Source organism: Acidobacteriota bacterium (genome assembly GCA_016208495.1).
Classification (GTDB): domain Bacteria; phylum Acidobacteriota; class Blastocatellia; order Chloracidobacteriales; family Chloracidobacteriaceae; genus JACQXX01.
This window is the reverse complement of the sequence record JACQXX010000113.1, coordinates 37,573-50,740: the sequence shown is the minus strand read 5'-3', so window position 1 is coordinate 50,740 and position 13,168 is coordinate 37,573. Positions and strand designations below refer to the sequence as shown.

Here is a 13,168-nt window from a genome sequence, read left to right as displayed (position 1 = left end):
TGCCATGAGCTGGAGTCGCACGGGCAGTAAAGCCCTCGCCGTTTTGAAAGTCGTTGAACTCAACCAACAATGGCCTTCCTTATGGGATTTCGAGGATTTGGCTGCCTAATCTTGATCACAGGATTTGTGACAGAAAGAAAAGCTTTGGATCACGCTTGGCTGTGTCGTGGCGATTTCGTTCGCGGTACTGGGTGGTGTCGGATACAAAACCATTTCCGAAGCCCCGCCGATTCCGATTCGCGTTGTCTCGGTTGATGGTCAGGAAGTCATTGCTCCCGGAGAAATTCAGCGCGGGCAGGCCGTCTGGCAGTCGCTTGGCGGACAATCAATTGGCTCGATTTTTGGACATGGGGCCTATGTCGCGCCCGACTGGTCAGCCGACTGGCTCCATCGGGAAGCCGAATACATTCTCAATCGCTGGTCACGGGAAGCCAATGGAACTGACTATGCCAGTTTGTCAGCCGAACAACAGGCGGCATTTCGGGAACGGTTAAAACAGGAACTCCGAACCAATACCTATGATCCCGTCAAACAACAAATCACAGTGAGTCGAGTTCGGGCCGAAGCTTTCACAGTGTTGTCCCAGTACTACAAAGGTGTTTTCGCCAGCGGCAAAGACGCCTACGCGATCCCTCCTGGTGCGCTGACCGATGCGACCAGAGGCAGGGAAATGAGTACGTTCTTCTGGTGGACTTCGTGGGTATGCGCAACTAACCGTCCCGGCGAAGCCATTACTTACACCAACAACTGGCCGCACGAACCGTTGATTGGCAACGTCCCAACCGCCAGTGCCGTGATGTGGAGCATCTTCAGTATCATTTTATTGCTGGCCGGGATTGGTGCACTGGTCTGGTATATGGGATCAGAGAAAAAGGAATCTGAATCAAACGAAATACCGCTTCGCGACCCGTTGCTTGGAATGAATGTGACGCCTTCACAACGTGCCACGATGAAATACTTCATCATTGTCACGGCCTTGATTGTGGTTCAGGTGATTATGGGGGCGATTACGGCGCACTATGGCGTCGAAGGCAACGGCTTTTATGGCATTCCGCTGGCCAAATATTTGCCGTATTCGGTGGCCCGGATCTGGCATCTCCAGATTGGGTTGTTCTGGATTGCGACCTCGTGGCTGGCGACCGGATTGTTTGTCGCGCCGGCAATTGGCGGCAGCGAGCCCAAAGGACAGAAGCTTGGCGTGGACATTCTGTTTGGGGCGCTCATTTTCGTGGTCGGTGGTTCGCTCATCGGAGAGCTTTTGGGTGTGCATCAAAAGTTAGGTGAATTGTGGTTCTGGTTTGGAACGCAAGGCTATGAATACGTTGACCTTGGGCGGTTCTGGCAGATTGCGCTCCTGGGCGGGATGGTGTTCTGGTTGTGGCTGGTCTGGCGTGCGATTAAACCGGCTTTGCTGGCAGCGAAAGAAGCTAAATCGCTCCTGACATTGTTTGTGATTGCGAGTATTGCCATTCCGCTCTTCTACAGCGCCGGTTTGATGTATGGCAAACATAGCCACATTGTGCGGGCGGAATACTGGCGCTGGTGGGTGGTTCACCTGTGGGTCGAAGGGTTCTTTGAAGTCTTTGCCACAGTGGTGATTGCCTTCCTGTTTACGCGGCTTCAATTATTATCCATCAAAACCGCAACCAAAGCGGTGTTGTTTTCAACCATCATCTATTTGACCGGAGGCATTATCGGGACATTCCACCATCTGTACTTTACTGGGACGCCAACGATGGTGCTGGCCCTGGGCGCAACGTTTAGCGCGCTGGAAATTGTGCCGCTGGTGCTGGTCGGTTTTGAAGCCTGGGAAAATCTGCGCCTCTCAAAAGCGGCTGAATGGCTCGCTGCCTATCGCTGGGTGATTTACTTCTTTGTTGGCGTGGCATTTTGGAATCTGGTTGGTGCCGGGTTGTTTGGTTTCCTGATCAATCCGCCAGTTGCGCTGTACTATATGCAGGGATTGAACTTAACGCCGGTTCACGGCCACACGGCGCTGTTTGGAGTATATGGAATGCTGGGGATTGGATTGATGCTGTTCTGCCTGCGAGCCTATCAGCCGGAAAAGGTCTGGCATACCAAATCGCTGGCGGTGGCCTTCTGGTCCATCAACCTGGGGCTGATCTTAATGGTGGTGTTGAGTTTGCTTCCGATTGGATTGCTCCAGACCTGGGCCGCCATTGAACATGGCACGTGGTATGCCCGTTCGGCGGAATTTTTACAAACCGGTCTGATGGATAAACTGCGGTGGCTGCGTGTGATCGGAGACACCCTGTTTTCAGTCGGCGTGTTTGCGCTCGGATGGTTTGTGTTCCGGTACTTTGTGGACCGTCCATCGGCACAACTGGTCGAAGAGCCTTCGCACCGGCCACATCTGCCGGTTGGTCAGGCTCAGCCGAATACGGGAGACTGAGGATTTGGGGCTGAGGGCTTGGGGCTGAAGAAGTTCAGAGATCCGCCTTCAGGCGGGGATTGGTCACCAGGATCATTACTTTTTCTCCCAAATGATCACCACAACTGATCGGCCTTCGCAGGGAATCAAGGGAGCAATTTCAGCTCTGGGTTCTTCGGTCAAACAAGCCTGATACACTGTGTTGGCGGTTGTTTTGTCAAGAGGCAAAACAACCGCCATTTCAGCCGTTTCCAGAGAGTTTTTGTCTGATGCTTCTTTCAGTTGGTTGATGTACTGGTAGGGAATGACAACTCCATCGGCTCCAGCTTGATATAGCCGATCAACAAATTTATGAGCCTCTTCGACGGTTCGAAACCGGTTTAAAATCATTTGAGAATTCGTTGAATGCTGTGTTAACCACTGGCGGGCTTCAATTCCTTCATGCGCCTTCGGCATTGGAGGGCCGTCTTTAAGCGGAACCAGTTCAATCGGTGGTTCAGTTGTGCAACCTGTCAAAAGCAAGATGAGAAGAATTACCAGAGTGGATTTGTGATTCATAAAGCCTCTCAAGTAGAGGTTTCGCCCGGATGGGCGCTGGATCAACTTCAAGTTTGGCGACACTCATTCTTTGATGACCGGACTTCTTTTGCAGCGCCCTACCGGGCGCGAACACTTCACGGTCCGTGTTCCGGTGGGTGCGCCTCAAAGCAGGCTGCCCACCGGCTACTGTCCGGCGCCCTGCCGGGCGAAATCCAACTTTTCCCCATTCAAGAAAACCGTTGCGGCTGGGGGTTCCCGCCCGTCAGAAACCATCGCAAAATCTTTACCCACAGCGACCAGGGTTGCACATTCAACGGGAGTCCAAGTGATTGTTCCGCAACGGTAAAGCCATCTTCCACTAATGCGTCGTGAAGATGGCGAAACACCAACGGCCAGAGAATGATTGCTGTGCCGTGGGTTGTCATATCAATGGTATGCCGCAAAATGACGGTATTTTCCAGACCCTGAATGACTTCAAGGATATGGAATCCATTCAAGCCCTTCGGACCAGTGAACCGAAATTTGATTGAACTCCCTGGGGTGTACTCCTCGACATAGTACCGAATTGGACCATGCCCGCCATTGGCGCCAACACCAAGTGGACGATCAAATTTCATTGGTGGCCAGAGCCGTTTAGGCCAAAGCCGATCACCAGGTGAAGCCAGCGTGTCAATCAATGCTCCGACCTGACTGCAGGTCGCCTCAAGTCGGCGCTCGTGGATGTTTAAAATGTTCATAGTCGTAGGGTTCAGGGTTCAGGGTTCAGGGGTCGGGGTTCAGAGAATACATTATGAATAATCTTTCAATCTGTGGCGAATGCAAGCCCGGATTTTCAGAAAGTCTTACTTCCTCAAGATTGATGAGAGCTTTTTTCCCTGAACTCTACCGCCAGTTTGTTCTGTGGTGGTACAGGAATTGCACGAGCCAGCATGAAAACAAATTCTTATTGAATCTGAAAGTTGGGTTATGGAGAGGCTATTTAATTGATTTTTAATGATTTATCCTATTCATAATTCATAATTCATAATTCATCATTCGTAATTCATTCTTCCGGTGAGGAAAATTTACCAATGTCTACTGCACAGCTTGCACAACTGACGTTCGGTGGGGCGACGATGAACGTACCGTTTCACCTGATCCAAAAATACAACCGACCAGGACCACGGTACACGAGCTACCCGACCATTCCGGAATGGTCCACTGACTTCAGGGTGGAAGATTTTGAGCACTCCATTGCGCGAACCAATCAGGGTGAACAGCCGCGCCCGGTGTCGCTCTATTTTCACCTTCCGTTTTGTGAGTCGTTGTGTTTGTACTGTGCCTGCACGACGGTCATCACCAAAAATCATGCCGTCGTCGAACCCTATCTGGCACAAATCAAGCGCGAAGTGGGCTGGGTGAGCGAGCATCTGGATGCCGGGCGTCAGGTTGAGCAGATTCACTTCGGCGGCGGGACGCCAACATTTCTGACCCCGAATCAGTTGGCTGACCTTTACGGCGCGATTTCCAGCCAGTACCGGATTTCACCGACGGCAGAAATCAGCATCGAAATTGACCCACGGGTGACATCACCTGAACATTGCCGGACGCTCCGTGAATTAGGCTTTAATCGAGTCAGTTTGGGCGTGCAGGATTTTAGCCCCGAGGTCCAGAAAACAGTCCATCGGATTCAATCTTATGCCATGGTCAAGCAGTTGAACGACACCTGCCGTGACCTTGGGTTTGACAGCATCAACATTGATTTAATTTATGGCTTGCCGCACCAGACGCTTGAAAGCTTCCTGGCGACGGTTGATCAAGTCATTGAAATTCAACCAGATCGAATTGCGCTCTTCAGTTATGCCCACGTGCCCTGGATGAAGCGCCAGCAAAAAATTCTGGAAAAGCACCTGCCGCCGAGCGAAGTCAAATTTGAGATTTTTACTCAGGCCATCGCTAAATTGACCGGAGCCGGCTATCGCTATGTCGGGATGGATCACTTTGCGCTGGAAAAGGACGAATTATGCCGTGCCCAGGATGACCGGACGCTCCATCGAAATTTCCAGGGCTACACGACGAAGGCAAATTGTGATTTGTTTGGTTTTGGAATGAGTTCAATCAGTGGTCTGGAAGACACCTACGCTCAACACTGGCACACGTTGCCAAATTACTATGAAACCGCACACACCGCAGCCTGGCCATTGATGCGCGGATGCCAGTTGACTGATGACGATAAACTCCGCCGGGCCGTCATCAGCCGCATTTTGTGCCACACGTTGCTGGTGAAGTCGGAAATTGAACAAGAGTTTGGGATTAGCTTTGATCGTTATTTTGCTTCTGAACTCGAAACATTGACCGAACTCGAACAAGATCAACTGGTTACAGTGTCATCTGATCGAATCGAAGCGACACCGCTTGGGCGAATTCTGATCCGGAATATTGCAATGATCTTTGACGCCTACTTGAAGAAACCGGTTGAACAACGGTTTTCGAAGACTTTATGAAGTCAGTAGTCAGTAGTCAGTAGTCAGTAGTCAAACCTTCTGATACTTCAATGAGTTCATTCATGAGAAAAAACAGTTCGTAACCAGGACAAATAGAACTACATACGCCTGGCAAATAGATCAAAATCCCAACGCTTGACTACTGACTACTGACTACTGACTACTGACTATCAACGAAAGGGGGTATTCCTATGAAACACAAAGTAGGAATCTGGATTGACCACCGAAAAGCGGTCATTGTGAGCTTTGAAGGCAGCCGCGAACAGGTAACCGTCGTGGAATCGGACGTCGAAAAGCACGTTCGAACGGCGGGTGGTTCGCGGTCAGCTTCGCCATATGGACCACAGGAAATTGTTTCTGAAGGCCGGGTCGCTCGGAAATTTACGCAGCACTGTGAGAAATTTTACTCCGAAGTGGAGTCCCTGCTGCCGCCAACCGATGCGATTTACATTTGTGGACCCGGAGAAGCCAAACTCGAATTCAATAAACATCTGGCCCGAAATAAAGAACTGTTTGAACACGTGCGGGATGTTGAACCGGCGGATGAACTGACGGAAACACAAATCGTGGCCTGTGTGAAAGAGTATTTCCGCATCGCCTGAAAATTTGGAGTGCTGCGACTTGTCGCAGCTTTGGTATTTTCGCCACGGGTTCGGGCTCACGTCTGAATCCGTGGCTTTGCATTTTCGAACTATGAACGTCTCTCTGATCAAGATTGGGGTTGGTCAGGTCAATATTGAACCACTTCATCTTTCCGTACCCTCCAGAAAACGGCGTGCGGATTCCGTAAATTGTTCAATCGTCAGCGATTGCCGGAGATGGTTTTCAATCATTAGCTCCGAATAATTGATCCAAACCTGCCAGCCAGTCAGATACACATCCGTTAAAAAGCCAGCCATCTCGCCAGCATCAGGTGATGCGAAGTCAAACTGGAAATGAAGCCGAGGGGTAAACTTTTCAACCAGGACTTCATCTCTGGCATAAAAACAATACCACTCAAAAATCATTTGGTCCCGAAATTGTCTGAGGAGTAATTCCATCAATTGGATTGACGGAGTTGCAACATCCTTGAGTTCGTTTGGGAAATACTGTGATTGTAGTGTGCCAATCGTGATACTGGCAACTCCTGAGAAATGAAGGAAATAATAGTCCGAAAAGGTGATGGTCCCATCGCTTTGCTTACGGCAGAACTCAATGGCGGCCATCACCTTTTGGGTATTAAATACTGGTAAAAGAAAACACAGCCGGGCGTTGCCTTCGATGACTGAATTCAACTCATTCCGACGGGTCAGGAACTCAATCATGGTGCGCCTCGTTCACGGTATTGATTACCTCACGATGATTTTCTTGAGTTGCTCCAGGAGTGGCTCAGCCTTGTCTTGGGGAAGTGTGGTCGTCTTTTTGAGGACTTCGCGAACTGGTCGCGGAAGCTGTGTGTCCCCCAAAATTGGCGGGTTCGGAGGCGGTGTGGACGGCGGTTTGGGTGATGGTGGTTTGCGCATAAATCCTCCTTTTTGACGGGGCTGAAAAATCCTCGGGCTTGGGGCAATCCAAGGGATGAGGGATGAAAGATGAGGGATGAAATAAAACCAGTTCTTCCGCCCCAAGCCCGAAGTCTTCAGCCCGAGATTTTCGTTTCCGGCGGGCGAATCGGAGCCGTGAGATCAGTTTCAACCAGTTGCTGTTTGCGACGGGTGACCAGCCAGAGAAGACCCGTCCCCAGACTTTGAATAAGAATGAAACAAGCAAAGCATATTCCCAAAAGTGGAGTTGCCGCAACCAGTGTCACAATTGCACCGCCAACCAGCACCTGGATGATTTCAGACGCACGTGGGGTTTTGTGCAGCAGCATCACGTCCAGGCCGATCAGGCGCATCCGGGCAGTCAGTCCAAGGAAGGTCAGCCACGTCATGGCCAGGAAGATCAACAGCGCCAGAATCCGCAAGGCCGGAATCTGAGCCACAACGATGGCCAGGGTCATCAGCAGAATAAAATTAAACAGACCGACAAAAAATTGATACATCCCTGAGCGATTGATGGCAGTTTTATCGAGTTGTTCAATGCTCTGACGAAGATACATCCGCGCCAGCAGCACACCGGCAGTGAGTCCACATCCGGTAAAGATAATAAGTCCTGAAAGCAGAAATAATTGAGGCCCAGTCATAATCGGTTCGACTTTCTTTTCTTGAGTGCGATCAACAGGCTGTTGCCCAGAACGGCCACCGCCACAATGGCCAGAATTATCAATGAGTCTGAGAAATGAAGCTGGCCGGCAATGTTGGCAAACGTCTCGCTAATTCCATCAGAGAGAGACGGCTGGTTCCCGGCCACCTGGGCTGGTCCAGGGCCCTGTATCAACTGACTCAGCCCAGTGAAAAAGACGGTTCCGGCTGGCGTAAACACAAACAGAATCGTGGCGGCGGCGGCCAGCCCCTGGGCCAGAAATCCAGGTTTGATCCACCACTTCCCAAAGGTTTTCGGTCGTTGTATTTGCGGAATTGCTTCCCGAACCGGTGTTTTCTCGGCCAGCAATCTGATTTGATCCATCACATCTATAGTGAGTGTTGCCGGTGGAGGCTCTGGTGGAATTTGCCGCAAAGCTGCTGCTAGCCGCTGGTTTTTTGCCTGCCAGGACTGGCACTCTGGACAGGCGCGCAGATGAACCTGGGCTTCGGCAATCACCCGCGTAGAGAGCGATGCGCTGGCACGGTCTCCGTCAAGTTCAATCAGGCTCAGATATTCGCGGGCGTCAGAGCAGTTCATACAACATCTCAGAAGGTTCAATTCCCACCCACTCACGCAGGTGGTACTGACATCATAGTTGGTTATACCATTTTGGAATCATGTCCTTGATTTACAGGAAGGTTAAACTATTGAAATAAGTGTAGTTCCCTGAACTTTGAACCCTGAACCCTAAATGGTATTAGATTTTTCCAGCTCGGTTCGGAGCAGGTCACGAGCGCGAAAAATCCAGGTTTTCACAGTATTGCGCGGCGAACCAACAATTTCGGCGATGTCTTCGGCGGTCAAATCGTCGAGGTATTTCAAAATGAACACCAGGCGATAGGTTTCCGGAAGTTTTTGGAGCGCGTCGAGTAAAGATTCGCCAAGTTGACGACGCTCCAGGTTTGAAATCGGTGTTGGTGAATGGTCAGGGAGTTGGAGCGGGTGAATCTCACCCTGGGAATCTTCGCGGTCAATCGGTGTGGTTGGTACCCGACGTTGATTCAGAAAGTTAATCGTGTGATTGCTGGCAATCCGCAAGAGCCAGTTTTGAAGTGGTTGACTCTGATCATAGCGATGCAAATTTTGGTAAAGCTTGCAGAAAATCTCCTGCGAGAGATCTTCGGCATCGGCACGGTTGCCGACCATCCGGTTGACCAGATTAAATACCCGCGACTGATACCGCTCGACAAGGACCCCGAAGGCTTCAACTTTTCCGTCCAGCACGGCTCGAACGACCTGAAGGTCGCTGGCCGTGGTTGGAAAAAGGAAACGGAGTTCGGAAGCCATGATCTAGGGTTCGGGGTTTAGGGTTCAGGGTTTGAAAACCAGGGTTCGGGGTTCAGGGTTTGAAAACCAGGGTTCGGGGTTCAGGGTTTGAAAACCAGGGTTCGGGGTTCAGGGTTCAGGGTTCAGGAAAGGCATAAAAGGACATAAACCCGGAACCCTCTTAATTGGCGGTCAATCCTGCTACAGTAGTTCATACCACAAACCTCATCTCCGGGATTCAGCAAAAATGGAAAATCAGGACCAGTCAGCGCACTTGCGCCGTGAACTCGGTTTTCGCGATGTGTTCTTTTTCTATGTCATCACGGTATTTAACCTGCGCTGGCTGGCGACGGCGGCAGCGGCGGGGCCGAGTGCCATCACCATCTGGGTGATTGCCTGCCTGGCACTGTTTGTGCCGCTGGTGTTCTGTGTGTTGGAGTTGTCATCACGGTATCCGGAAGAGGGCGGCCTGTATATCTGGAGCAAGCGCGCCTTTGGGAATTATGCGGGCTTTATGACTGGATGGAATTACTGGGCATCAAATCTGCCCTATTTTCCAGGACTGCTGTATTTTGTCGCCGCAAATATTCTGTTTGTCGGTGGAGATTCGCTCCAACACCTGTCAACCAGTCCCGTCTATTTTATTTCAGTCGCGCTGATTGGTTTGACGCTGGCCGTGGTGTTGAATGTGATTGGGCTTGATGTCACCAAATATCTCTATGCGGCGGGTGCGGTTTGCCTGTGGACGGCAACTGGAATCGTAATGGTGCTCGGTGGGCTGGCGTGGTGGAAATTTGGCTCGGCCAACGAAATCAGCTTCAAAACCCTGATTCCAAGTACCAACCTCAAGGATGTGGTGTTCTGGTCCACGATTGCGTTTGCCTTTGGCGGTGTGGAGAGTGCTTCGACAATGGGTGATGAGATCCGCGATGCCCGGCGGACCATCCCTCGGGCTATTATCGCGGCGGCGGTGGTCATTACCGGGCTTTATATTTTAGGAACATTGAGTGTGTTGCTGGCGCTGCCGCAATCAGAAGTGAGCAGCTTGCAAGGCATTTTGCAGGCCGTTTCCAAGGTTGAACACCGGATTGGCGTTTCCGGGCTCTCGGAACTGGTCGCCTTGCTGGTGGCCATCAGCGTGCTGGGCGGTATCGGCGCCTGGTTTGCGGCCACGGCCCGACTGGCGTTTGTTGCGGGGTTGGACAAATTCCTGCCGCCGGCGTTTGGAAAAATTCACCCGAAATGGGGAACACCCTATGTCGCGTTACTGGTGCAGGCCGGAGTTGCGGCGGTGTTTGCTTTTTTGGGGCAGGCGGGAACCACCGTTCGCGGAGCCTATGAAGTGCTGGTCAGTATGGGAATCATCGCCAATTTCATCCCGTTTCTGTTTATGTTTGCAGCGTTGATCAAAGTTCAATCCTTCCCGGCTGGCCCGGACGTGTTGCGCGTTCCTGGAGGAAAACCGGTTGCCATAATCGCCGGAGCCCTTGGATTTTTCACCACGGCGCTCTCGATTGTTTTGGCGACGATTCCTTCGGAAAGCGAACCCAACCCCGCGCTGGCGGTTGTGAAAATCATTGGGCTGACATTTGTGTTGCTTCTCATTGGAACGGGAATCTTTGTTGCTGGTACCCGAGCCCAAAAGAGATAAATATTTTTGTTCAGAGTAACGCCTTCAGGCGTGAGAAGTGCCAGATGGGACGGAAGAAAAACCTCTCGTCTAAAGACGATACTCTGAACCTTTTTCTGAAAGGCTATATACAAACGGGTGTCACATCCTCCGCCGTGGGTGAAGAGGGTCTGGCCGGATTGAAGCAATCCCTCTGACAAAGTCAGGAAAACTGTTTTGGATCGATACCGAGCTTTTTCATGCGGGAAAGCAGTGTCGTGCGATTGAGCCCCAGGCGTGCCGCGGCGCCATCCGTGCCACCAACCCGCCCCTTGCTTTCGGTGAGTACACTGACAATCTTCTCACGCTGCTTCCTGGCATGTTCGTCAGCCTCGGTTTTCTGGCTGTTGAGCGCCGTGAGGGTTTCTTTCACAATCAGGGCAATTTCTTCCTGGCGGTGTGCCGCCGTCGTCGTTGGCTCGTCGAGGGGGAGTTTGCGGAGTTCCGCGAGCGGTGCCTCAAGTGAACTCCCGCGCGTGAGAATCACGGCGCGTTCGATGAAGTTTCCCAGTTCCCGGACGTTGCCTGGCCAGTCCCATTCGGTTAGCGTCCGGATGGCAGCGGCGGGGATTGTTTCGATCCGCTTCTGCATCTGCTGGGCGAACTTCTGAACGAAATAACTCACCAGTAAGGGAATATCTTCTCGCCGCTCCCGCAGGGGAGGGATGCGAATCGGAAAAACGTTGAGTCGGTAATAGAGGTCGCTGCGAAATTCGCGCGCCGCGATCATGCTTTCCAGGTCGCGGTTGGTGGCAGCCACCAGCCGCACACTGACTTTCTTCGTCCGGGTACTGCCCAGGCGCTCGAATTCACGTTCCTGTAGCGCGCGAAGAAGCTTGGGCTGGATTTCCAGGGGGACGTCACCCACCTCGTCGAGAAACAGCGTGCCCTGGTCGGCAAGCTCAAGCCGTCCAATCTTCTGGCTGATGGCGCCGGTGAAGGCGCCTTTTTCATGTCCGAACAATTCGCTCTCAAGCAAACCGGTCGGGATCGCCGCACAGTTGAGCTTCACGAAAGTATGGTTTTTGCGCGGGCTGTGATCGTGGATGGCACGGGCGATAAGCTCTTTTCCGGTTCCGGTCTCACCGAGCAGCAACACCGTGGAATCGCTGCGGGCAACCGTTTCGACCAGTTCCAGGACCTGCCTGAGCGCCGCTGAGTTGCCGACGATTTCATCAAAATTCATCTCGCTGCGAATCTCTTCTTCTAAATAGAGCTTCTCCTGGGAGAGTTTTTCCTTGAGTTCGGAAATCTCCTGAAAAGCCAGGGCGTTTTCGACGGCGATGGCAATCTGGCCCGATGCCTGGCTGAGAAACTCGATATCTTTCGGTGTGAAGTCCCCCTCTCGAGTCCGTCCAACCACCAGCAGTCCAACCGCCCGGCCACGGTTGGCGAGCGGGATAAAACAATGACACTTCAGCCCCTCGGCAACGACCGTTTCATAGGATTCGCGACTGATGTCAGCGGCATTGACCGTGTTGATGATGACCGGTTGCAAGGTGTCCAGCGCGCGTTGGGCCGGGTCGTTCTGGCCAGGGACAATCAGCAATTCTTCCTTAAAAAATCCTCGACTGCTCGGAAAATCAAGGGCATACATTTGAAAATTTCCTGACACCGGATGGGGCAATAAAATGGCGGCCCCGTCACATTCCATAACCTCGCGGATGTTGGCGGAAATCGCGCGCAATACCTCCCGCAGCTCCAGGTTTGAGGTGATCCGGTTGGTCAGGTCCAACAGCAACTGGAGTCGGCTGTTTTGCTGGCGTAATTCGGCCTGAGCCGCTTCCGCCTTTCTGAGGTTGAGGCCGTCATCCAGCGCAAATGCGACCACCCGCCCAACGAGTTGCAGAAAGCACAGGTCTTCGGTGCTGTAGGAACCCCCAGCGTGGCTGGCGATACTGAACGTGCCGAGGCGTCGGCGAAGGGTGGTCAAGGGGACACAGGCCACCGAGCCACAGGCAACTCCCGCCAGTTCAGCCCAGTGCTTGAGGCGTGGAAATCTCTCATCGCGGCTCAAGTCAACAATGTGGAGTGGTTCCTGACAGTTGTACACCTGCCAGATGGGCCACTCTTCGATTGGTTCATCCGGCAAAGGGAGTGCCCCCTTGCCCCAGGCGTGCCATTCGATTTCGTTGGGATTTTCCTTCAACGCGAGCAGGTCAAGATGGTCAAAGTGGAGAACGCCGTCTAACTGATCGGCCAGAACCTGGGCCAGGTCTTCAGGATCAGTGCAGGCGGAGATCATTTCAGAGATGCGCAGGAGGGCTTCATAGCGCCTGGCCGTACTTCCTGAGTCAAATTGTTGATCTGTATTCATCACCCACGGCTCCATGCAGAAAATCGCCGACACGATTGAATCCTATACCCCTCGTCGGCTTCAACGCAATCCACCACTCACAAACCCCATCACTCTCCCCATTTTGACGAAATTGACGATGACACTTTTGACTTTCGACACCAGGGTTCGACACCAGGATCGGCCTGTCGTCTTTTGATCTCCTGCAATTTCAATAGTTTAGCAGCCTGAATGAGTGCGTCGGGGTTGTGGCATACCAGTTGCCATTACCTGAGGTGTCAGCCGGGACCGGTCCA

Annotated in this window: 12 protein-coding genes; 4 read left to right on the top strand and 8 right to left on the bottom strand. The window is 52.2% G+C overall.

Annotated features, from left to right (window positions below; all coding sequences use genetic code 11):
- Window positions 1-166 precede the first annotated feature (166 nt).
- Window positions 167-2,413, top strand: coding sequence for a nitric-oxide reductase large subunit (locus HY774_23825; GenBank protein ID MBI4751521.1), 2,247 nt, complete (start codon window positions 167-169; stop codon window positions 2,411-2,413).
- A 75-nt stretch (window positions 2,414-2,488) separates the two neighbouring features.
- Here HY774_23825 and HY774_23820 read toward each other — a convergent pair whose 3' ends face one another.
- Window positions 2,489-2,950 carry a hypothetical protein gene (locus tag HY774_23820; protein MBI4751520.1) on the bottom strand — a complete coding sequence of 154 codons (462 nt, stop codon included), beginning with the start codon at window positions 2,948-2,950 and terminating at the stop codon, window positions 2,489-2,491.
- A gap of 209 nt (window positions 2,951-3,159) precedes the next feature.
- Window positions 3,160-3,669: an SRPBCC family protein gene (locus HY774_23815; GenBank protein MBI4751519.1), complete on the bottom strand. Its 510-nt coding sequence runs from the start codon at window positions 3,667-3,669 to the stop codon at window positions 3,160-3,162.
- 378 nt (window positions 3,670-4,047) lie between these two features.
- On the opposite strand from HY774_23815, the gene hemN reads away from it, so the two are divergent.
- Both hemN and HY774_23805 read left to right on the top strand, forming a co-directional pair.
- A complete protein-coding gene (hemN, locus tag HY774_23810; GenBank protein ID MBI4751518.1) occupies window positions 4,048-5,415 on the top strand; it encodes an oxygen-independent coproporphyrinogen III oxidase in 1,368 nt (455 codons plus the stop codon).
- 191 nt (window positions 5,416-5,606) lie between these two features.
- On the top strand, window positions 5,607-6,017 hold the full coding sequence (locus HY774_23805) for a hypothetical protein (protein MBI4751517.1): 411 nt from the start codon (window positions 5,607-5,609) through the stop codon (window positions 6,015-6,017).
- A gap of 144 nt (window positions 6,018-6,161) precedes the next feature.
- On the opposite strand, the gene HY774_23800 is transcribed toward HY774_23805, so the two are convergent.
- The 5 genes from HY774_23800 to HY774_23780 form a co-directional block, all read right to left on the bottom strand.
- Window positions 6,162-6,719 (bottom strand): hypothetical protein, encoded by a 558-nt coding sequence (locus tag HY774_23800; protein MBI4751516.1) that lies wholly within the window; start codon window positions 6,717-6,719, stop codon window positions 6,162-6,164.
- Window positions 6,720-6,743: 24 nt separating this feature from the next.
- Complete coding sequence (locus HY774_23795; protein ID MBI4751515.1) at window positions 6,744-6,917, bottom strand: hypothetical protein; 174 nt, start codon at window positions 6,915-6,917, stop codon at window positions 6,744-6,746.
- A gap of 116 nt (window positions 6,918-7,033) precedes the next feature.
- Window positions 7,034-7,579, bottom strand: coding sequence for a hypothetical protein (locus HY774_23790; GenBank protein MBI4751514.1), 546 nt, complete (start codon window positions 7,577-7,579; stop codon window positions 7,034-7,036).
- The gene (locus tag HY774_23785; protein ID MBI4751513.1) at window positions 7,576-8,178 is read right to left on the bottom strand and encodes a hypothetical protein; all 603 of its coding nucleotides are present in this window, start codon (window positions 8,176-8,178) and stop codon (window positions 7,576-7,578) included. The genes HY774_23790 and HY774_23785 overlap by 4 nt, the downstream gene beginning before the upstream one ends.
- Window positions 8,179-8,328: 150 nt before the next feature.
- A complete protein-coding gene (locus HY774_23780) occupies window positions 8,329-8,928 on the bottom strand; it encodes a sigma-70 family RNA polymerase sigma factor (protein MBI4751512.1) in 600 nt (199 codons plus the stop codon).
- A 226-nt stretch (window positions 8,929-9,154) separates the two neighbouring features.
- On the opposite strand from HY774_23780, the gene HY774_23775 reads away from it, so the two are divergent.
- Window positions 9,155-10,558: an amino acid permease gene (locus tag HY774_23775; GenBank protein MBI4751511.1), complete on the top strand. Its 1,404-nt coding sequence runs from the start codon at window positions 9,155-9,157 to the stop codon at window positions 10,556-10,558.
- 181 nt (window positions 10,559-10,739) lie between these two features.
- Here the strand turns inward: HY774_23775 and HY774_23770 are convergent, their stop codons facing one another.
- Window positions 10,740-12,908 (bottom strand): sigma 54-interacting transcriptional regulator, encoded by a 2,169-nt coding sequence (locus tag HY774_23770; protein ID MBI4751510.1) that lies wholly within the window; start codon window positions 12,906-12,908, stop codon window positions 10,740-10,742.
- Window positions 12,909-13,168 lie beyond the last annotated feature (260 nt).

What these genes read in the sequence shown, in the direction of transcription:
- HY774_23785 (MBI4751513.1), bottom strand. Translation starts at nt 8,178, where the DNA reads ATGAACTGCTCTGACGCCCGCGAATATCTGAGCCTGATTGAACTTGAC.
- HY774_23815 (MBI4751519.1), bottom strand. Translation starts at nt 3,669, where the DNA reads ATGAACATTTTAAACATCCACGAGCGCCGACTTGAGGCGACCTGCAGT.
- HY774_23775 (MBI4751511.1), top strand. Translation starts at nt 9,155, where the DNA reads ATGGAAAATCAGGACCAGTCAGCGCACTTGCGCCGTGAACTCGGTTTT.
- hemN (MBI4751518.1), top strand. Translation starts at nt 4,048, where the DNA reads ATGAACGTACCGTTTCACCTGATCCAAAAATACAACCGACCAGGACCA.
- HY774_23770 (MBI4751510.1), bottom strand. Translation starts at nt 12,908, where the DNA reads ATGGAGCCGTGGGTGATGAATACAGATCAACAATTTGACTCAGGAAGT.
- HY774_23805 (MBI4751517.1), top strand. Translation starts at nt 5,607, where the DNA reads ATGAAACACAAAGTAGGAATCTGGATTGACCACCGAAAAGCGGTCATT.
- HY774_23800 (MBI4751516.1), bottom strand. Translation starts at nt 6,719, where the DNA reads ATGATTGAGTTCCTGACCCGTCGGAATGAGTTGAATTCAGTCATCGAA.
- HY774_23790 (MBI4751514.1), bottom strand. Translation starts at nt 7,579, where the DNA reads ATGACTGGGCCTCAATTATTTCTGCTTTCAGGACTTATTATCTTTACC.
- HY774_23820 (MBI4751520.1), bottom strand. Translation starts at nt 2,950, where the DNA reads ATGAATCACAAATCCACTCTGGTAATTCTTCTCATCTTGCTTTTGACA.
- HY774_23795 (MBI4751515.1), bottom strand. Translation starts at nt 6,917, where the DNA reads ATGCGCAAACCACCATCACCCAAACCGCCGTCCACACCGCCTCCGAAC.
- HY774_23780 (MBI4751512.1), bottom strand. Translation starts at nt 8,928, where the DNA reads ATGGCTTCCGAACTCCGTTTCCTTTTTCCAACCACGGCCAGCGACCTT.